We start from the raw sequence: 20,313 nt of genomic DNA, 5'->3' as shown, positions 1-20,313 counted from the left end.
GCTGCATAATCGATCACTCCGAATCGGAATGCCGCCGGACATTGGTGGCCGGTCAGAGCTTACGCGTGGCTCAAGGCGCTGCTAGGAACCAGAAGTATGTAGCTCGGCAATTCCGGGTAACTTCGCGCATCCCAATGCTGATCGCGAGCTCAATCCTACCCCTACGGAACTATCCCTCTTTGCCGCTGGAAAATTGCTTCGTAAAGCGGCAGGCCAAGACCATGAACCAACCGCCGTCGCCGCCGCCCCTTCCCGCACCGGTCGACAGGGCTACAGAAGCAATGGCTGTCGCGCATGTCCCGCGGCACGATTTAGCCGCCCCGCCGAGCGTCCAGTCTCCCCTTCAGAGGATGCTGCGACAAGCGGCACATCTTGCCACCGGGAACGCCACCGCGGTCGGAATCGGCATGATGACTCTGGCGCTTATGGCGCAGATGCTGGGACCGGCTCTGCTCGGGATAATCGCCATGGTCGAAGCCTATGGCCGTCTGATCGACCAGATCATTCGCCTCGAATCCTGGCAGGCCATCATCCGCTATGGCTCAGCCGCAATAGAGAAAGGCGATCGGGCGGCTTTCGTGCGCCTGGTTCAGTTCGGTGTAGCGCTCGACGCGATTGGCGCGCTGGCAGCCGGCGCCATCACTTTTCTGGCCGTTCCGTTTGTCGGCGCATGGTTGGGCTGGAACTTGGAAACCCAGAACATGGCCAGATATTATAGTATCGCGGTCGTGTTCGGTATTTCTTCCACGCCGATCGGAATTCTGCGCCTGTTCAATCGTTTTTCGGTCATCGCCTGGCTCGAACCAGTGCTTGCTTTGTTGCGTCTTGCTGGCGTCGTTAGTGTTGCAGTGTTGGGCGGGGCGATATGGCCTCTGCTGGCAATCATTATCGCTATTCCTTGCCTTCAGCGGCTCGCCCTGACTTTAGCGGCGATCCTTGAGTTAAGACGCAATGGCTACAGATTCGCACCGAGCTTCAGCGGCCTTTCCCATGCACGCGAATTTCCGGATATCTGGTCTCTCGTGCTTTCATCCAATGGCGTCGTCCTCATTCGCAAGGCCACGCAGGAAATGGATATTCTCGCCGTCGGCGCCATAGCCGGCCCGATCGGCGCCGGCATCTATCAGTTCGTACGCAAGTTTACCCTTGCAGCCATGAAAGCGGGTTCCATGCTGCAACAGGTGGCACTGCCCGATCTGGCGCGCCTGTGGGCGCGCCGGGATATCGACAATTTCGTGACAGCGATTCGGCACGTCGAACTGCTCACAATTGCGGTGGCGGTATCCTTCGTGCTGGGAGTGCTTGCGGTAGGCGACCGAGCGATCCTGCTGATCGCCGGCCCGGGGTTCGAGGATGCCGGACCAGCGTTGCTGGTCCAGTCCTTCGCCGCATTGCTCTTCCTGGCCGGGAGCGCCCTCCGCCCCGCGCTGATGACGATGGGCCTTCAGCCCCAAGTGTTCCGGGTCGCACTAGTCGCCGGCGTCGTTTTTGCACTCACCCTTTACCTTGCAACACCAAGGCTGGGCGTGATCGGCGCCGGCGTGGCGCACATTTTGTTCAATATTATATGGCTACCTTCATGTCTGCTATTGTTCGCACGGGCTCTAAAACGGGAGCGCGAACCGGCGTCTCCGCATCACTCACCAGCCCCCGACTGACGGCCCAGATCGCCGCCTGTGTCCGGTTCCGCACGCGCAGTTTCCGCAGGATTGCCTTGATATGGACTTTCACGGTAGCATCGGCAATCTGCAAGCGACGAGAAATCACCTTGTTCGGCTCGCCGTCGACCAGGCAACGCAGAATGTCGACCTCGCGGGTGGAGAGATTGCTGCCGGCGACGCCCACGCTCCAATATTTCGAAATCGAGCAAGGTTGCGATTGCGCCAGAGATTCAGCGATCTGGGACGGCAGCACCTTCTCACCAAGGGCCGTCAGTCGCAGAGCGCCCGCCAAAGGACGGCAGGAGATCTGCTTGACGACATAGCCGTCCACCGCTCCGGTCATGAAGGCGCGCGAGACATCCTGCACACTATATTCGTCGGCCATGATGACGATACGGCCATTGGGATAGCGTGCGCGAACCTCCTCGCAAGTCGCCAGCCCTTCATCGATGTCGGTTGCATCGACGATGATTACCGTGCTCTCGTCAACCCTATGATCCAGATCAATCGGTCGTGAAACGGTGCCGTCGACCAGGAAGTCCTCTTCTATAAGTATTCTCTTCAAACCTTCGCGGATTATCTCATTCTTGCCTACAATGGCCAGATGAACGGGTGCTTCTATCATGTCCAGTCTCCCCCTCGTGGATTAGGGCGGATCGTGCGACCAATTCTCGAAGACTTTTCCGATCCTCGGTTGATAACTATTTATTAACCCCACTTACGTCCAAAAGGGCTAGAAAAAAAATATACCAGTTTAACAATCGCTCGATAAATGCATCGACGCAAAAGAATGTCCGAAAATGTGACACTTCGACAGGCATTGCTTACAGCAACAGAAGCAGTTTCAGACATCAACTTGACACAGGTTAGCAATGCTGTCCTTGCGTCGCACCATTTATCAGGATCGCAGGGCCGGTGTCCCGATTGATGGAGATGCGGCGCCTCGGCGCGAATCGAAAGATTCGTCACGCGCCATCTCGATCGCGCGCATCCACGTCTCCAATATAGCGCTCTCGCCAAACTGTTTCGCCCTTTCGATCGCGGCAGCACTCAGCCGCCTGCGGCGATCCGGAGAAGCCATCAATCCGGCGAGCGCATCCGACAGCGCGGCAACATCTTCGGGCTTCACGAGAACACCGCTTACTTCGGGTTCGATCATGTCGGAGGGGCCGAAGTCGCAGTCATAAGCCACGACGGCAAGCCCTGCCCGCATGGCTTCGCCAACGACGTTGCCAAACCCCTCATATCGAGAAGAAAGCACAAACAACGTCGCCTCTTCAATCCATTCGCCATGCCGCGCCGTACATCCGGGCAGACTTATCCGATGTGCCAATCCCAGCTCTTGTACCTGTCCTTCCAAGGCGGACCGTTCCGGTCCTTCACCGAATATCCTCAAATTCCATTCGGGAAAGCGATCGGACAGCGTCGCGAAGGCAGCGATGAGCATGTCGAAGCCTTTTTGCTTGTCGAGCCGGCCGACCGCAACCAGTTGAGGCGTTCCGCCCTGCCGCGGCAGATAGGGGAAGGCCGAAATAGGATTAGGTATGACAATGGCCCGATCGCGTTCAGCCTTGCGCAAACGTTCCCTGCCGCGATGAGTCAGCATGACAATGGACGAGGCGCGCGGGTACAAATGACGCAGTGCGCAACGCCACAAGGGATGCGCGGGCTGGCGGTCCGGATTGTTGCGTTCCGAAACCAAGACTGGAACATCCAATCCAAGGGTGGCCAGCAAAGTGAGCACATTGATCTTCGTGAGGAAGGATATGACGACGTCAAACCGCCCGCGCAGGTGTCGCCGGAGCATCCACAGGCGGCGTACCACCCTGATTACCGCCGCCGGCCCTTTACCCCCACTAGGCAAAGCGAGACGCACCAAGGCGACGCGCGGATCAATCGCATGAAAAATCGGGTCATCGGGTGAATCGAACGTGATGATCGTCACGTCCCAGCCGCGCCCGAGCGCAGCCTCCGCCAGTTTGCTGATCACGCGTTCGGCGCCGCCGGCGCTCAGGCCCGACAGGATGAATGCGACCTTCATACGGCCTGTCGCCGTTCGGCTACCTGATCCAGCAGCGCCTCGATTGAGCCATGACTCAACTGGTCCAGCGACTGGATCGTCATGTCAGCCCGATGTGCGTCACTGGGCGCCGTTCTGGGATGGACGGCTTCAGGGCGGTCGATCTGAATGGTCGCCCAGCCCATGGCGCGCGGCGCCAGGAAATCCTTGGCCGGGTTGTCGGCCACATAGATGAAGCCGGTCGCCCTTCCCGCATGGGCCGTCCGCACGGCCTCGAACGCGCGCCGATGCGGCTTCCAATAATCCCGCCCCCAATCATCGGTGCAGATCATCGGGCCAATCGCGAAGCGGGACAGTCCCAGAGCGGCAATCTTGCCATGTTGCGCGACGCTGAACCCGTCAGTCACCAAGGCGAAGCCGTAATCATGACCGGCGGCGAGAAAATGCTCCGCGTCAGGCGCGAGCCGGATGTCCGGAACATGCTCCCGATACACCGAGACCATTTTCGCGATGACCGCAGGATCGAGCGGATGGCCCAAAGCAGCCAGCGACGCGTCGAACAATCGGTCATTCCGTCCTGACCGCAGCAGTCCGGTCGCGGTCATGCCCAGTCCTTCCATACCAAGCGTCGCGCGAGCCCAGCCATCCACCGCGCGGATACCGCTATGGATATAGTCCCGCTCCAGATAGAGCGTATCATCGAGGTCGAAGACGAGGGAGACGGTCATGGCGATACGAAGATCGCCGCGTCGTACCGCAGCATCATAACTCCGGCCGTCCAGTCATTTCCCGCGCTGCTGGGCAAACCCATACGTTCCTCGATCAGCCATTGGGCAAAGGAAGCGCCAGCGGACTCCGCAAGGGGATAGCCGCCGCCGAAGCGGGCGTTGATTTCGAACAGCTTGGCCGACCCGTCCGGCGAGATGATCGCCTGATAGCAAAGCGCCCCACGCGACCCCGGGAGCGCGCGTGCCAGTTTTTCCGCGATATCGACAAGTTGGGGCGGGCGTCCGGTAATCCCCTTCTCCACCTCACCTGCGCGTACCTGCAAGCGATGATGCGGCACGACAGAGCGAAGCCCGCCCTTGCCGTCAAAATAGAGATTGACCGTCCACTCCTCCCCCTGGAGCAGTTCCTGGACGATCATCGGTTCAGGCGCGGTCGCCGGCAGCGCAGAGATATCGTCCAGTCGCGTGATCGCACGGCCGGCACTGCCATGACGGGGTTTGACGATCGCCGGCCCTTTCCAAGCCTGGCGATCGACATGTTCCCAGGCGACACTATGGGGAACCGGAATGTCGTGCGCGGCCAGAAATTCGGCCGTGAGCAGCTTGTCCCGGCATATCTCGACAAGACCAGGATCGCTGACGGACACCCATACGCCCGCTGCGGCGAAGCGCTCTCGCGCGTCGGCCAGCGGCTGAAGCTCCGGATCTATCGTCGGCACCACGAGGCCAACGCCATGATCGCGGCAAATTGCCTCTATTGCAGCGACATAGCCCGGATCGTCCGCACGCGGCACGCGGATCGCCTTGTCGGCGAAGCGACAGGCCGCGCTCCATTCAGGCTGGACGTCGCAGGCGATGATCCGCAGATCGACACCCAGATGGCCCGCCGCGCGGCGGAAGGCGATGAGCAGTTCGACCCTGCGCCCGGCGGAGCAGAGCAGCATGGTGAGTTGCCGTTGCGAGGGCGGCGGAGGCGTGACATCCATCACCCGTTCTCCCGTCTCCTGATACATCAGATCATCTCCCGAATAAGCAGGAATGCCTCAGCGGCATGACGATGCACGGTCGCCCCCCGCAACATCGCGAGCGCGCGCAACGCTTCGGGCGACCGCTCATTGGGGAAGGCGCAGCATTGTGACCCATAGCAGGCGAAAGCCGCAAGTTTTCGCTCCAGCGTTTCGCTGATGTCGATGAAGACATTGGGCACGAAAGACGGCTCGATATGCGGCGCGGCCCAGTTCGTCTCCGATAGGGTTTCATAGGCATAGAGGCGTCGTGGATAGGTCCACGTCCGGGGCCGCGCGGCGACCATGGCGGAGCGAAAGATCAGTTGATGATCCAGATGGATGTCACCCAGAAACGGAAGGAATATCGTGTCGGGCCGCACCTCATCGAACAGCCGGCCAAAGGCGGCATTCAAGTCGGCATGGGGCACCCGATCCAGCTCCGCCGCGGGTTGATCGAGAAAGTGGGTGCGCGCCACGCCCAGCAACTCGTGCGCGGCCACCGCCTCCTGCCGCACCCGATCGGCGCTTTCTTCGCTGTAACGCGGGGGCCGGCCGCGCGTCGCGATCGCCACATGGACTTGCTGCCCCGCGTTTGTCAGGCGTGCGATCGTACCGCCGCATCCCAACACCTCATCATCAGGATGAGGCGCGATGACCAGCGTGATGCCGGCGTCGCCCAGCGGCCCCTTCATCAATTCCCTCCCAATATGCTGTGCAGCGCTGGCCTGCGCGACAGGCCGGATTCGAATTCCATCACATGGATCGCGCGGCCGTCGCCGCAACAAACGGCGAAGCCTTGCTCGTCGCGCAGGACCACCTGTCCGGGACTGGCATGTTGGCGATCAGCGCAGGCGCAGGCCCGCGCCGCCCATATTGTGATCCGTTCATCCCCCGACATGGTGAACGCACCGGGATAGGGGCGTCCGACCGCCCGCACCAGTCGCTCGACCACGGCCGCCGGCTGCCGCCAGTCGATCAACCCGTCGCTGGGCCGACGCCGCGTCGCCCAGGTCGCCATACGCTCATCCTGGGGCGTGCCCGCCACATCGCCCTGCAACAGTCGCGGCAGCAGTTCGCGCAGCATGGCGTCGAGCGCCGTCATATGCCTGGCGTACAGCGTGGCGGCCGTCTCGTCCGGGGCGATATGAAAGAAGCGTTGCGCCAGCAGCGGCCCGCTGTCGACCCCTTCGTCGATCCAGAAGAGGCTGGAGGCCGTGATCTTTTCGTCCAGCAGGATGGTCCAGGGGATCACTGCTCTTCCCCGCAGCCGGGGAAGCGGCGCGGGATGGTAGCCGACCACGCGCCCTCCCGCGGCGGCGCGAAACTCCGGTCCGCATATCTGTGACCAGCCGATTACGAAGACGATGTCCGGCGCGATGTTTCTGACCTGCTCGATGAATTCGGGAGCATTGCAGGCGGGCACCGGGATCAGCGCTGCGCCGGCGCGCGCCGCAACCGGGGCCAGATCGACGAAATCCGAATGACGGGCCGCCAGTTCGGGGGGCAATGTCCCGATCGCGACCAGTTCCCAGCCCGGCGTCGCGGCAATGGCTTCGGCGGCAACCAAGGTGCCTTCAACCGCGCCGATCAGCAACGCTCGCATAAGCCCTCCCGACATGCCGTTGGCTGATCCGTTCACCGCCAAACAGAGTTGCGATCGTGCGGAGCACGATCCATAGATCGCGCGTCAGCGACCGACGATCGACATACCAGATGTCGAGCGCAAGCTTGTCCGCATCGCTCAGCAGCGCATTACCATTGACCTGCGCCCACCCGGTCAGTCCCGGCCGCACCTGCCCGCGATGCTTTCCACCTTCGCCCATGTTCTGCACTGTTTCCGGGAGCAGTGGCCGGGGTCCGACGAAGCTCATCTCGCCGCTTGCGATGTTCCAGAGTTCGGGCAGCTCATCAAGCCGGCTGCGGCGCAGCAGCCTCCCAAATCGCGTCAACCGCGCCGCGTCCGGCAGGATATTCCCCTGTCCATCCCGCAAATCCTGCATTGAACGGAACTTGACGAGTTCGAAAACATCGCCATCCAACCCAGCGCGACGCTGCCTGAAAAGGACGGGCCGACCGAGGAAGAGCCCCACCGAAACCGCCACCAGCGCCATGACCGGGACTGCAGCCAGCAGAGCGATCCATGCAAGCGTGCGTTCGGCCAGACGATGATCGCCGAGCGCGCGCCTCATAGGCCGTACCGTGGACGCCCCGATCAGCCCCATCTCCGAAAGGAGCAGGCTGTTTACCTTTTCGACATGGTAACACTCTTCGGCGAGGCGCCGCGAACGGGCGCCCATTGCGCGTATCCGTTCCGGATCGCGCGCCAGCGCCGCCATGGCGTCGGCAAGCGCCGTTACATCGCGCGGTGGAACGAGCAGCCCGTTCTCGCCGGGGATGACAGTTTCGCGACAGCCCGGCGTCAGCGTGGTGATGATCGGGCGCCCCACGGCCATGGCTTCCAATATGGTCCGGGGCAGCCCCTCGCGGTAATAGGTCGGCAGCACGAACACGCTTGCCGCAGCAAGATGGGGCCGGACGTCACGGGTTGTTCCCAGATATTCGACACCTCCGGCTTTCCAGGCCGCCATTTCCTCCGCGCTGAAGCCAGCCGCGCCCGGCTCGGCCGGACCCAATATCTGGAACCGCGCCTCGGGATATCGCTCCCTTACTGCCGCGGCCGCCGCGACGAACTCGGATATGCCCTTGTTGCGCATCAGGCGCGCGATCAGCAGGAAGGTGGGCGGGCCATTCCCGAAGGGCTGTTGCGCGAATTGCACCGTGTCGATGCCCGATCCCGGCACCTGAGTCGCGCGCTGGCGAGGCGAAAGGATGGCGTGCCGGCGCATTTCCGCTTCATCGTCGGCGTTGAATACGAAAATTCCCGCGGCCCTGCGAACAGCGACGCGGTAGAGCAGCGAGATCAGCGGACGCAGGAACTGCGTCTTTCGCGACGTGGTGCCATCATCCGAGTAGACATGGCCGAGTCCGCTCACCATCGCAAAGAAGCCTGCGCCGGGCGCTGCAAGCCGGGCTGCGATGCCGCCGTAGACAATCGGCTTCTGGGTATAGGCCAGGATCACATCAGGCGCCTCGGAACGGATTGTCTTGCCGATAGCCCAGAGGGTGCCAAGGTCGCGCACGGGGTTGGTGCCGATGCGGTCCATCGGTACCCGCCGGAAGGCGACGCTCATCTTCCGCAGTTCACCCGATGTGACGGGGTCTTCATCGGGCGCGCAGGCGACCACATCATGCCCCTCCGCCACCATCCGCCGCAACAGCGCGCCCCGGAAATTGACCAGCGAGTAGGAAAGGCTTGCCAGCACCAGAACCTTCATAAGCTCTGCGCTCCGGCCTCGCGCGCCAGGGCGCTGGCGTTCACCGACCCTGCACCCTTGGATACATGACGGACTGCGCTCGCATAGAGCCGGCGATACTGCACGGCGATGTCGTTGATGTCGAAATGCTCCACCGCGCGGGCGCGACCGGTCGCACCCATCCTCCGCCGCGCATCATCGGGCAGGTCCGCGAGGCTACCGAGCGCAGCCGCCATGGCGTCGGCGTCCCGTGGCGGCACGATACGTCCGCCCTCACCCAGCACCCAGGCGCTGTCGCCGACATCGGTGGCCACGCAGGGCACGCCACAGGCCATCGCCTCGCCCAATATGTTCGGGAAAGCCTCTCCCCATGCCGATGAGAGCGCCAATATGTCGAGGCCGGGCAGCCAGTCGGCCACGTCCGTCCTTTCGCCCGCGATCGCGACGATTTCCGGAGGCAGATGTTCCGCAATGGAACGCATCAATGCTGGATCGGCGGCGTCCATGCCGGGCCCGACCAGAAGAAGCCGGCAATCCCGCCCCCCCGCAAGCATCCTGCCCATGGCGCGCACGAGCATGGCATGGTCCTTCATCGGATGATTGCGCGCCACCATGCCCACGACCAGTCCCTGCTCCCCAATCCCGAACAGGGAGCGGAACCGCTGGCGCGCGCTGGGATCGGGGCGGTAGCGCGTCAGATCGAAACCATTGGGGATATGGATGGCGCGAGCCGGATCGAAACCGATGGCGGCATGTTCCTGCGCCGCGGTCCGCGAATTATAGATGATGCCATCGACATTACGCGACATTCGCGCGCTCAGCGACAATAGCGCGCGGCTGGCCAGTTTTTCGACCTTCGGATCGGCCAGCGAATGACGGACGTTCCACAGCAGCGGCACCCTGCGCCTGACCGCTAACTGGGCCATGCTAGCGGCAAGATTGCCATGATACATCCACCCCTGGAGCAGATCGGGCTGGAGCATCGTCGTGATCCGCAACAGCCGGAGCAGAGCGATTGGCCCCGGATAGCCCCGCGTCATACCCAGCGTGTAGGTGGGGCAATTAATCTGCCTGAGACGCTGCTCGAACGTGCCGGGTGGCATGAGCGAAAGCACGGCGGGCCGGACACCATTGCGCTTGGAGGCGGTGGCCTCGACCAGTTTTACGAGCATCGATTGTGCGCCACCGACGTCCAGGCTGGTCGTGATATGTTGCACGAGCCCCGGCATGGCCGATACCTCGCATGGGCGATGAGCGGTCATGCGGCAAGCACCTCCCTGTAGATTCTGGCGATCTTGTTCAGATGGGTCTCGACGCTGAATTTCTGCAGCGCCTCCCCGCGCGCCCGTTGCGCGATGGTCATGGCCGTTCGCGGCTCGGTTATCAGGCTCAGCACATGATCGGCCAGATCCTCGGGATCGTCCGGGTGAGCCAGCAGGCCGTTGCCCCTGTTCCTGATCGCCTCCATATTGCCGCCCGATGCCGCCGCGACGACCGGCGTGCCAACTAGCATCGCCTCGATCAGCGTGCGTCCGAAGGGTTCTTCCACCGCCGGCACGAGCAACACATCGCTCGCCGCGAGCCATGGCTCCACCGGCTGCACGAAACCCATCATTCGCACGCAATCGGCGAGGTCGAGCTCCTGGATTCTCTGCTGGATGCGGGCCTCGATCCCCGGCTCGAATTCCTCGCCGAACAGAAGCCCAACCACGCGAATACCGGGTCGGGACCGGCGCATCGCGGCGATCGCCTCTACGAATACGAGGGGACGCTTGCGCGCCGAAAACTGACCCAGAAATGCCACCACCGCCGTATCCGGGGTGATGTCCAGCCGGGATTCGAGCATCGAACGCGCCGCCGCACGATCAATCTGGGCGATCGAGGTGTCGAACGGACTGTAGGCTACGCTGGATTTAGTGCGCGCGGACCAAAGGCCCGGCAGCGGCGCCGCGAAATGGGAAACGCATATGACACGATCGGCCACCAACGGCGCCAGAAAGCGCAGGCCCGCCGCGCGCGGATTGCCGCGATGATGCCAGATGTGCCGAGCGCCGGCGAGCCGAGCGGGCAAGCCCCAGGTCGCGTGCATGGCGCCCTCGTTGCTGTGCACAATCCTGATGTTCCTGACGCGCAGGAATGCACGCATTCGCGCGATACTCGCAGGCACGCGCATCAGGGCGCCCAAGGATGGGCGACTGCCCGGCTCCCAGTAATGAGGAACCGGCGCCTGTTCGAAGCCGATCCCGGCTTCCTTGAAAAAGTCCGTCAGCGGACCATTCATGCCGTGGAGCAAAACGACAGGCTCAAATTGGGTATGCTGGAGGGCCTGGATCAACTTCAGCGCCGAGATGTGGCTGCCGCCGACAAGTCCTCCAGCAAAGGGAAAGCACACCCGGTACCTGCCCGCATTATCCGCACGGCCCTGACTCCGCTCCAGCGGCGGAAGAAAAGGTGGGACGTTCAGGTCGGAAGCCATGTGGCTTTGTCGCTCGAGCATGTGGGAATCATCACCCCTTACAAACCGTTATCGAGCATAGTCGTCACTCGACCGGCACGCCGCCACAGCAACTACGGACACTATCCAAAGGAGGGAGGAGAAAGGGCGATCTTCCCTCTTCGCGTCCGCAAAATGAACGCAGGGCGCACAAGGCTTAGGCCACCGGCACCCATATTCGACCGTCTACCGGCGATAGATCATTAAGGATTACACCAAGGCACAAGGGTTATCGCCCCCCTGTCCGTAAGGACGAAACCTGATGCCCAACTTAATGACACCCCGCTTCCTGTCTAACCTCTCTTCCAGAAACTCGCCAAAACAGTCGCCACAGCAACCGACCACGCTGATTGTGCAGCGCATGAACTGCGAAGGGACCGAAGATGGCAGCAGCAACTCAATTTCGATTTTCCGCTCCAGGCCGGACTTCTCTTGTCTACCTGATCGACGGCCTGATTGCGGCCGCCTCTCTTATCGGCGCGATCAGCCTGCGCGTCGGCTTGGTGCGAGCGGAGGCCGTGCTTGCGGAACATCCGCTAGCACTGCCGCTTTTCGTCGCGGTTGCGCTAACGACTTTCGCGGCAATGCGGCTTCACCGGCGGGTGTGGCGCTACGCTTCGACCGGAGATATTTTCGCCGTTATGAAGGCGGCCTCAATCGCCATCGCCGCCTATGTGATGCTTCTGGTGGCAATAGGGGGGGCGGCCTGGCTGCCGCGGTCGATCCCGATCATCCAGTGGCTGGTTCTGGTCGTCTTGATGGGCGGCGCGCGCATGGCGCGGCGCCTCGTCGGTGAATATTTTGCAGGTCGCTTCCATCCGCCCGCACCAACTGCCGATCCACTTGTCTCGAGTCGGCCGGCGCTGCTGTTCGGATCGAGCGACGACATCGAACAATTGCTCCGCCAACTGGAACAGGAATCCCATCCCGGCTTCCGGCCGGTCGGCATCCTGGAGGAAACCGGAAAGCATATCGGCGGATGGATGCGCGGCGTGCCGATCGTGGGCCGTCCCACCGACCTGGCCCAGGTGGTGGGGCGCCTCGGCGCAGAAGCGGCGAGGCCGGAATGCCTGATCTTCGCCGGTGCGGTCGAACGGCTGCAAGGCATGGCGATGGTTGATCTGGTCGCACAGGCCCAAGTGCTTGATCTGGACATCGCCTACAGACCCGCCTTCACCGGCTTCACGCCGGAGCGAGGCGTCAAGCTCGACTTCCGCTTCCTCAACGTGGCGGACCTGCTGGGTCGCCCCCAGGCGCCGATGGATAGTTGCGCGGTCGCCGGCATGATCGCCGGACGGCGCGTCCTGATCACCGGGGCCGGCGGAACCATCGGTCGTGAGTTGGCGCGCCAGATCGCAGGCTTTGCGCCCGCGCATCTGGTCCTGCTCGACGCAAATGAGTTCAATCTCTACGATGTCGACCTGGAAATGCGGGAAAATCATCCGGAGATCGATCGCACACCGGTGCTCTGTTCGATCCGGCAGCGCAACCAGTTGATGCAGGTCTTTGCCGAGCAGCGGCCCGAACTGGTCTTCCACGCCGCCGCCCTGAAGCATGTGCCGCTGGTCGAGGCGCATCCTGTGGCGGCCATCCAGACCAACGTGCTTGGAACGCGCAATGTCGCCGACGCAGCCCGGCGCTATGGCGCACGCGCCATGGTGCAGGTATCGACCGACAAGGCGGTCAACCCTGTGGGCTTCATGGGCGTCACCAAGCGGCTCGGCGAGCTATACTGTCAGGCGCTGGACCTGGAAGGACGAATCGATCCTCGCGCCCCGCGGTTCATTACGGTCCGCTTCGGCAATGTGCTGGGATCGAGCGGTTCGCTCATTCCCCTGTTCCAGCGCCAATTGAGCAAGGGCGGCCCCCTGACCGTCACCCATGAGGAGATCGAACGCTTCTTCATGACGGTGCATGAGGCCGTGCAACTCATCCTGCAAAGCGCCTCGCGCGGATTGCGCGACGGGGTTCGCCATGGTCGGATCTTCGTACTGGACATGGGCGAACCGATCCGCATCATCGAGATTGCGCGCCGCATGATCCGCCTTGCCGGGCTTGACCCGGAGGTCGATGTCGGGATCGAGATCGTTGGGCTGCGTCCGGGCGAGAAGCTGTTCGAAGAGCTTTTCGACGTCGAGGAGGAACAGCTACCCTCATCCATTCCCGGCGTCTTCGAAGCAGAGCCCCGGCCCGTCCCTCTGCATGTCCTCAACGAGGCGTTCGACATACTTCAGGAAGCGAGCAACGATTCCGACGATGATGCGTGTCGCTTCATCGCGACGGATCTGCTCGATCGCAAGTCATCCCTCGTCCAGGGCCATATCGCGATGACGAGCCGCACGCCGGGAGCTGCCCATGTTCACGCGAATTGACTCCTCCATGTCGATGGCCGCCGCGACACGTGTCAGCCACCTGGCCGAGCGACCCTCGCCCACCCTCGCGAGCGGAACCGGGGAACCGATCCGGTCCCGCTGGCCGGTCTATGCCGAAGACGAGATCGCCGCCGTCGCCTCTGTCCTGCGCAGCGGCAAGGTCAATGCCCTGCATCATGGGGAGCAGACCCGCGCCTTCGAACGCGCCTTCGCCGACCTCTGTCGCGCGCCTCACGCCATCTCGGTGGCGAACGGAACCCTGGCGCTAGAACTCGCGCTGCGGGCGCTGGGCATCGGTCCGGGCGACGAAGTAGTGGTTCCCGCGCGCAGCTTCATGGCATCTGCCAGCTGTGTGGCAGCGGTCGGCGCCACGCCCATATTCGCCGATGTCGATCCTGATTCGCAAACGCTCAACGCCTGCACGATCGCCCAGGCGATCAGCACCCGAACACGCGCGGTCATCGTAGTCCATCTCGCCGGCTGGGCCGCTTCGATGCACGAAATCATGGTGCTCGCCCGGTCCCAGGGCATTTTCGTGATCGAGGACTGCGCCCAGGCGCATGGCGCAGCGCAGGACGGCGACCCCGTCGGCTCGCTTGGCGACGCCGCGGCCTTTTCCTTCTGCACCGACAAGATCATGTCCACGGGCGGCGAAGGGGGGATGCTGGTCCTGCACGACCGGAAAGCATGGGAACGGGCCTGGGCCTACAAGGATCATGGCAAGCTGCCGCATCCCGTCGATCAGGGTGGCGCCCCCGGCACATTCCGCTGGCTGCACGCCAGCCTTGGCAGCAACTACCGGGCGACCGAAATGCAGGCGATGCTGGGCCTGTGCCAACTGGGCAAGCTGGCGGGTTGGGTGGAAACGCGACAGCGCAACGCCCGCATTCTCGATGCCGAACTCGCGCCCTTGCCAGCTATTCGGCTGACGGTACCGCCATCGGACGTCCACCACGCCTATTATAAATATTATGCGTTCGTCCGGCCGGAACGGCTCGCCAGCGGTTGGAACCGCGATCGCATCATAGGCGAATGCATCGTGGCAGGCGTTCCCTGCGGCGCGGGTAGTTGCCCCGAAATCTACCGGGAGCAGGCCTTTGTCGGTAGCCCTTCCGCCCCATTGAACCGACTGCCCGTTTCTTCGAGGCTGGGGGAAACCAGCCTGATGCTACCGGTCGATCCGACGCTCGACGCCGAAACCGTCCGGCGAATGGGCATGATCGTCGCGTCGGTCGTTGCAAACGCCACAGCTTGAAGAGTGACCAGATGAACGAAGCGCCTCTTCCGAATATGATCGTAATCGGCGCCGCAAAGTCCGCGACGACGTGGATCGCCCGGCAGCTTCGCACCCGGCCCGACATGTTCATGCCCGGACCCGAGCCGCATTATTTCAGCCGGGATTTCGACAAGGGCCTACAATGGTACCAGTCGCTGTTTGCGGACGCCCGACCAGGCCAGTTGGTAGCGGAAAAGTCCGCCGACTATCTCGCCCATCCTCATGCGCCGGCGCGGATCGCCGCGCTCCTGCCATCGGTGCAGTTGATCGCGCAGTTGCGCAATCCGGTCGAGCGCGCCTATTCCGACTATTGCATGTTGTTCCGCCGTGGACAGGTCGATGGTGATGTCGCGCGCCATCTCCACTCGAGGACGGCCATCGAATCCCGTTTCCTGGAGGACGGGCTTTATGGCAGACACATCCGCCGCTTCCTGGACCATTTTCCCCGGGAGCAACTCAAGATCATCCTGCACGAGGATATCAAGCGCGATCCGGCCGGGGTGACTGCGGGCGTGCTACAAACGCTCGGCCTGCCACCACTTCCCGATTCCGCGCATCTCGAAGCGCGGGTCAACGATGGCGCCTCGCCGTTGGTCCCCCTGGCGCTGCGCCGCTTGCCCTCACCGATCAAGCGGATGGTCGCGCCGCTGCGCGGCAATCCCCTGTTCGAAGGCGCGCGCAACCTGATTGCCCGCCCCGTTCGCTATCCGCCGCTGCCCGACGATGTGCGGCGCTATCTTGTCGACTTCTATCAGCAGGATATCGAAGATCTGGCGCATATCCTGGACCGACCGCTGTCGGGATGGGCCGGACACGCTCTGGCCGCCTGATGCCCTATCCCGCCGCGCTCGCGGAGTGGGGCTCGGCGTGGCAGGATCGAAATCGTACACCCCATCATTATGCCATGCTTCGCTTGGCCGGATAGGTGCTGGTGCTGGCGGTGTCGCTGGTGCCCTACATCACCTGGCGCGTGGTTCCGCCCTATCTCTTCACCCTCAGCGACGCGCTCTTCTGCCTCGCGGCCGTGCTGCTGTTGGCAGGGCGCGGCGTGGCACTTTGTCCGCTAGGCGAATGGTGGATCGTGTGAATTTCCGGCCTGAATGCGCTGCTGCTGGGGTTTTTCGTCGACAGCAGCGTCAACGGCGATCCGCTCCGCTGGATCATCGTCGCGGGCCAATATGGCTTCGCGTTCGCGGTTCTCCCTCACTCCTGCTGCGGGAGCAACGCTCATTCCTCGTCACGTGCGCCCTAGCGCTGATCTCAGGGGTTGCCACGATGGCCTGTTCGGGACGCTCGTCTATCACGCCACCGACGGCTCTCATGAAGAGGCCAAGCGGTTGACTTCGAATTCATCACCGGCGCCCACCGATTTGCGGCCTTCATGGCCGACGCCAACTGGAACGCGGCGATCATCGGGACGACATTGCCGTTCATTTTCTTTCTCGCGCGTACAGGCCGGCTGCACTCTGTAATGACCTTGTCCGCCCTGGCGCTGCTATGTTCGGGCCTTTTGTTGTCCGGTTCCTTCACTGGATTCACGAGCGCGGCCCTGGGGTACTGACCTTCCTGCTGCTCGACTGGGGGATGCGGTCCGCAACCATGCTCGCCATTATCGTCTCCTTGGCGGGCATGGTTGCTTCTTCGGGCGTGGCGCTGCCCACCGTCTTCCAGAACCGCGTGGTAGCATCGCTCGAACAGGGCGACATCAGTCAGGCAGGAACCTTCACCGCCCGGATGGCACTGATCCGCGAAGCGTGGGACATGGCAGGCGAAACAACCATAGTGGGCCTGAGAGTAGACCAATATCGCGTTGTGAGCGCTGAGAAAGCACCAGTCCACAACATGTATCTGCTCGCCTGGACCGAGGGCGGTCTCCTTTCGCTGACCGGGTGGCTTCTCGTTCTTTGCGTGCCCCTGGCCATAGCGCTCAACACATTGCCCGTAGACCGCAATGCCGCCGCACTCGTCTTGGCGGTGCTCGTTCCGTTCTTGATCTTTTCCAATGCCGCGCCGCACGTGTATCCGCGCAGCTGGGTCGTGCCGCTGATCCTTGCGATCGGCATTGCGATCACCCGTGCGCCCCGCCCTGCAGCGCCCCCGCGTGCCGGACTACTCATTTCAGGGTAGTTTGGGTCTCGGAAGTATAGGCCCTTATGAAGCCCATTCTGCCTCAGATGCGTACACCTACGGACAGGTTGGAACGGCTAGCATCATGTCAGTGGAATCGACCATAGCTGGGGAACTGCCGTGAACCGCCGTAATATGCTGATCGGCTTGATCGCGCTGCCCGTTGCGGGCTGCACGAATGCCTATTCGAACCTGCCCGTAGCCGCAGCCGCGGCATCCGACCGTTATACGCTTGGACCTGGCGACTCAGTCAAGATCGCCGTGTATGGCTTCGATATGATGGCCGGCAGCTATCTCGTGAGCGACGCCGGCACGATATCGCTGCCCATGCTGAGTACGGTGGAAGTTGCCGGCAAGTCTGCGCCGGAGTTGGAGGGATCGCTCGCGGCGCTGCTGCGCGCCCGCAATCTTGCCCCCAATGCCAGCGTCAGCGTCCAGGTCGACAAATATCGGCCCTTCTACATATTGGGCGAAGTGCAACAGCCCGGCCAATATGCCTATGTTCCCGGCATGACGTTGCTGACTGCGGTTTCCATCGCGGGAGGCTATACATTCCGCGCGAACAAGAACATGGCTGCGGTCAACCGGAAAAATGGCACGAGCCAGGGCAAGGTCCGGCTAGCCCCGGATTCGCCGATAATGCCCGGCGACACAATCACCATCCCTGAAGCCTGGTTCTGAGCGCCCGCCGTGTCGCAAGATCGATTCGTCGGGGCCGAAAGAGGCCGGTCGCCTATCCTCTGGGCCGCGTCGCTTGTGGTGATGGCGATCTTTGGAGCCAGCGCCAGCCAGGCCCAGGACGTCCGGCGTGGCGCATCGCCGCGCGACCTGCCCCGCCTCGGTTATGAACGGCGTCCGATCCGCCTTGGTCCCACCAACGTGCGGATCGACCTCGATCTCTCCGCGCTGTACGATACAAATGTCTATGCGACATTACGAAATAGGACCGACGATATCGTCGTCTATGCCCAGCCCAAGGTTCAAATTGACTGGCAGGGCGCAAATGCCCAGATTCACGGTGAAGTTTACGCCCAAACGCGGCGCTTTGTCGATCTGACGAGGGAAAATGCGACCAGCTTTGGTGCAGCAACTTCCACCCGGCTCGCGCTCAGCCGGGCGCACAATCTGTCGACCGAACTACGTTACGACCGGACGATAGAAAGCCGCGGAGATCCCGAAGCGCGTGCCAGTGCGCTACAGCGCCCGCGCAAGATCGACGTGCTGGCCGGTGAACTGAACTATGGTCTCAGGGGTAGCAGGATCGGCCTTGACTTGACCGGGGGTGTCCAGAAATCGAACTATCTCGATCCCAATGAGAAGGATCGCGACTTTGCGATGTTTCGTGGTTCGGCACGCACTATCTGGCGTCCGGCCGCACCTCTCGCCCTGTTCGTGGAAGCCTATGTCAACCGGCGCAACTTCCGCACCGCGGTCGACATCAGCGGCATCAACCGTGACGCGACCACCTATGGCCTGCTTGCCGGCGTCAGCCGCGAAGTCACCGGCCGGCTGACCGGCAGGATCGGCGCCGGCGCATTCCGGTTCGATCCGGACGACAGTCAACTCGATCGTTATTCAGGCTTGGCCTTCAGCGGCGACATCACCTGGACGCCGCGCCCACGAACCATGATGACCGCCCAGTTTTTCCGCGGTGACGTTGCAACCGCGCGCATAGGCGCGACCGGCCGGACCGACACGCGGATCGCCTGGACCCTCCAGCAAGAGGTGCGCCATAATCTTCTGCTTATCGGCCGTGCCGGATGGACGCGTACCCAGTATCGAGGAATTGGCGCCGACCGGTTGAGCACGGCCAGCGCCGGCGTCGAGGTGGAATATCTGGTCAACCGGCGGTTCTCGCTCTTCACCGGCGTCGACTATGGACGGCGGACGTCGAACGATCCGTTCGAGGAGTTTTCACGCGCGCGCCTCCAAGTCGGCGTCCGCGCCGGTTTCTGAGCATCAAGACGATGGAACAAAAAGTCCTGAAAAAAGGTGAGTCACGACTGGGGTCTGGCGCTATTCTGGGACATCCGTTTCTGCCACCCGCCGCCCATGCGCCGAGCCCCGTTCCGACAGATTAGCGCGTCACCTTTCCCGGCGCGGAGGATATAGCCGTTTCGCCCATTGCAACCGGAGCGGAACGGATACATCAGCCGGGCAATCTCATCTACGACGGTCAGATCATCATCCAACCATCGCGCAGTCGGCTATGGTCGCCTCCTCGGCGTGGCCGATCGAAAACGAGGTTCTCGACGCGCGTCGGGTCCATCGCCTTGCGCGCGCGAGCGCCTTAACCTCTTCCCGTGGCGTGCACAGACCAGGATGGAAACGGCTGGGCCAGTTTCGAGCAGTTCTTGAACCACGCCCAAGAAATGTGGCTCGCGGGGCTCGATGCGGTAAGGTAACGGCAGCGAAATGGCGGGCCTGTCCTTCAACCGGCCATATCCAACACGATATGTTCGACTTCCGATCCTGATCCATATCGGTCCATGATCGTCAGGGCGCCATTTTCCTTCATGCGGAACAGCGTCCCTTGGTGGTCGGCCAGGCCGTGCGTGCGGACAACCAGGAACCACGCCCCCGGACCGCTGAGATAGGCGATCGCATTGCCGATGGCCCGCCGAAGGACGTCAGGTTCGAAATAATGCAGGTTGAGGAGGTTTGCTGCGCGTACCAAGTCGAAGCGACCGAGCATCGCTGGACTGCGTTGAGTGATATCATCCTCCAGCCACTGGAAGGCATCGGCATGACGAAGCCGCGGGCTGATGAGCGCGACTTCCGTGCCCTGCCCGGCGGCGGCCTGGGCAATGGCGGGCTCGCGCAACCGGCCCTCGACCAACCTGCGGACAATGTGCATTCCAGTCCAGCGATCGAGACGACGCTCCCATGGGCGAACGGCCTGGCCGAGCACTTCATATTGCAGAACATGCCCGTTCGGTTCGACCAGCGCCCTGCACCCGAAAGGCAGAGTGACGAGCCGTGCCCGCACCGATCGATCGGTGCCGGTCAGTTGCACATCATGCCCCGCCGTGCGCAGGCGGTCGAGCAATTCCAGCGTCGTCACCCCCGATGAAATGCCCAGGTCCAGCGCCGTGCCGATCCGGCTGCCATGTCGAGACATCATCTCCACCAAAGCGGAATCGATCCCGGCAAGACGCGATGACTCGGTCCGCTTGAACGTGTTGTTGGCGGTCTTGAGGAGCCCGAAGAAACGCGCCTCGTCCCGCGCGCTGATGCGATCCGGAGCGACCGAAAAGAAGGAACTGGCGCAATGCACGGCTAAATCGCCTCCCTGATCGAACGGCGACCGATCT

Annotated in this window: 18 protein-coding genes; 8 read left to right on the top strand and 10 right to left on the bottom strand. The window is 62.6% G+C overall.

Features of this window, described 5'->3' with window-relative positions; translation table 11 throughout:
• Nucleotides 1-407: 407 nt before the first annotated feature.
• Nucleotides 408-1,658 (top strand): lipopolysaccharide biosynthesis protein, encoded by a 1,251-nt coding sequence (locus A7Q26_RS25065; protein WP_232313711.1) that lies wholly within the window; start codon nucleotides 408-410, stop codon nucleotides 1,656-1,658.
• On the opposite strand, the gene A7Q26_RS24510 is transcribed toward A7Q26_RS25065, so the two are convergent.
• From A7Q26_RS24510 to A7Q26_RS07040, 9 genes are all read right to left on the bottom strand, one after another.
• Complete coding sequence (locus A7Q26_RS24510; RefSeq protein ID WP_084439015.1) at nucleotides 1,564-2,286, bottom strand: LuxR C-terminal-related transcriptional regulator; 723 nt, start codon at nucleotides 2,284-2,286, stop codon at nucleotides 1,564-1,566. The genes A7Q26_RS25065 and A7Q26_RS24510 overlap by 95 nt on opposite strands.
• Before the next feature lie 273 nt (nucleotides 2,287-2,559).
• Entirely contained in the window at nucleotides 2,560-3,702 is a 1,143-nt protein-coding gene (locus A7Q26_RS07075; RefSeq protein ID WP_066858643.1) for a glycosyltransferase family 4 protein, read from the bottom strand.
• The gene (locus tag A7Q26_RS07070) at nucleotides 3,699-4,409 is read right to left on the bottom strand and encodes an HAD family hydrolase (RefSeq protein ID WP_066858640.1); all 711 of its coding nucleotides are present in this window, start codon (nucleotides 4,407-4,409) and stop codon (nucleotides 3,699-3,701) included. Before A7Q26_RS07070 ends, A7Q26_RS07075 begins: the two co-directional genes overlap by 4 nt.
• A complete protein-coding gene (locus A7Q26_RS07065; RefSeq protein WP_232313710.1) occupies nucleotides 4,406-5,422 on the bottom strand; it encodes an ATP-grasp domain-containing protein in 1,017 nt (338 codons plus the stop codon). Before A7Q26_RS07065 ends, A7Q26_RS07070 begins: the two co-directional genes overlap by 4 nt.
• Entirely contained in the window at nucleotides 5,422-6,108 is a 687-nt protein-coding gene (locus tag A7Q26_RS07060) for a PIG-L deacetylase family protein (protein WP_066858638.1), read from the bottom strand. Before A7Q26_RS07060 ends, A7Q26_RS07065 begins: the two co-directional genes overlap by 1 nt.
• Nucleotides 6,108-7,019, bottom strand: a complete 912-nt coding sequence (locus tag A7Q26_RS07055; RefSeq protein WP_066858635.1) for a formyltransferase family protein — start codon at nucleotides 7,017-7,019, stop codon at nucleotides 6,108-6,110. The genes A7Q26_RS07060 and A7Q26_RS07055 overlap by 1 nt, the downstream gene beginning before the upstream one ends.
• On the bottom strand, nucleotides 6,991-8,751 hold the full coding sequence (locus A7Q26_RS07050; RefSeq protein WP_066858632.1) for a sugar transferase: 1,761 nt from the start codon (nucleotides 8,749-8,751) through the stop codon (nucleotides 6,991-6,993). The genes A7Q26_RS07055 and A7Q26_RS07050 overlap by 29 nt, the downstream gene beginning before the upstream one ends.
• Nucleotides 8,748-9,992, bottom strand: coding sequence for a glycosyltransferase (locus A7Q26_RS07045; RefSeq protein ID WP_066858629.1), 1,245 nt, complete (start codon nucleotides 9,990-9,992; stop codon nucleotides 8,748-8,750). The genes A7Q26_RS07050 and A7Q26_RS07045 overlap by 4 nt, the downstream gene beginning before the upstream one ends.
• Entirely contained in the window at nucleotides 9,989-11,206 is a 1,218-nt protein-coding gene (locus A7Q26_RS07040) for a glycosyltransferase family 4 protein (protein ID WP_084439014.1), read from the bottom strand. Before A7Q26_RS07040 ends, A7Q26_RS07045 begins: the two co-directional genes overlap by 4 nt.
• 401 nt (nucleotides 11,207-11,607) lie before the next feature.
• On the opposite strand from A7Q26_RS07040, the gene A7Q26_RS07035 reads away from it, so the two are divergent.
• The 7 genes from A7Q26_RS07035 to A7Q26_RS07005 all read left to right on the top strand — a co-directional run bounded on the left by A7Q26_RS07035 (nucleotide 11,608) and on the right by A7Q26_RS07005 (nucleotide 18,955).
• The gene (locus A7Q26_RS07035; RefSeq protein ID WP_066858626.1) at nucleotides 11,608-13,596 is read left to right on the top strand and encodes a polysaccharide biosynthesis protein; all 1,989 of its coding nucleotides are present in this window, start codon (nucleotides 11,608-11,610) and stop codon (nucleotides 13,594-13,596) included.
• Nucleotides 13,580-14,851, top strand: coding sequence for a DegT/DnrJ/EryC1/StrS family aminotransferase (locus A7Q26_RS07030; protein WP_232313709.1), 1,272 nt, complete (start codon nucleotides 13,580-13,582; stop codon nucleotides 14,849-14,851). The genes A7Q26_RS07035 and A7Q26_RS07030 overlap by 17 nt, the downstream gene beginning before the upstream one ends.
• Before the next feature lie 11 nt (nucleotides 14,852-14,862).
• Complete coding sequence (locus A7Q26_RS07025; protein WP_066858623.1) at nucleotides 14,863-15,702, top strand: sulfotransferase family protein; 840 nt, start codon at nucleotides 14,863-14,865, stop codon at nucleotides 15,700-15,702.
• 119 nt (nucleotides 15,703-15,821) lie between these two features.
• Nucleotides 15,822-15,959, top strand: coding sequence for a hypothetical protein (locus A7Q26_RS25060; RefSeq protein WP_157102476.1), 138 nt, complete (start codon nucleotides 15,822-15,824; stop codon nucleotides 15,957-15,959).
• Nucleotides 15,960-16,369: 410 nt separating this feature from the next.
• A complete protein-coding gene (locus tag A7Q26_RS07015; RefSeq protein ID WP_198162862.1) occupies nucleotides 16,370-16,999 on the top strand; it encodes a hypothetical protein in 630 nt (209 codons plus the stop codon).
• Nucleotides 17,000-17,119: 120 nt separating this feature from the next.
• The gene (locus A7Q26_RS07010) at nucleotides 17,120-17,680 is read left to right on the top strand and encodes a polysaccharide biosynthesis/export family protein (RefSeq protein WP_232313708.1); all 561 of its coding nucleotides are present in this window, start codon (nucleotides 17,120-17,122) and stop codon (nucleotides 17,678-17,680) included.
• An 81-nt stretch (nucleotides 17,681-17,761) separates the two neighbouring features.
• Nucleotides 17,762-18,955, top strand: coding sequence for an outer membrane beta-barrel protein (locus A7Q26_RS07005; RefSeq protein ID WP_157102475.1), 1,194 nt, complete (start codon nucleotides 17,762-17,764; stop codon nucleotides 18,953-18,955).
• A gap of 475 nt (nucleotides 18,956-19,430) precedes the next feature.
• Here the strand turns inward: A7Q26_RS07005 and A7Q26_RS07000 are convergent, their stop codons facing one another.
• Entirely contained in the window at nucleotides 19,431-20,276 is an 846-nt protein-coding gene (locus A7Q26_RS07000; protein WP_066858608.1) for a hypothetical protein, read from the bottom strand.
• Nucleotides 20,277-20,313: the final 37 nt, after the last annotated feature.

Source organism: Sphingobium sp. TCM1, from assembly GCF_001650725.1.
Lineage (GTDB): Bacteria > Pseudomonadota > Alphaproteobacteria > Sphingomonadales > Sphingomonadaceae > Sphingobium.
This window is presented reverse-complemented; position numbering and strand designations above follow the sequence as displayed.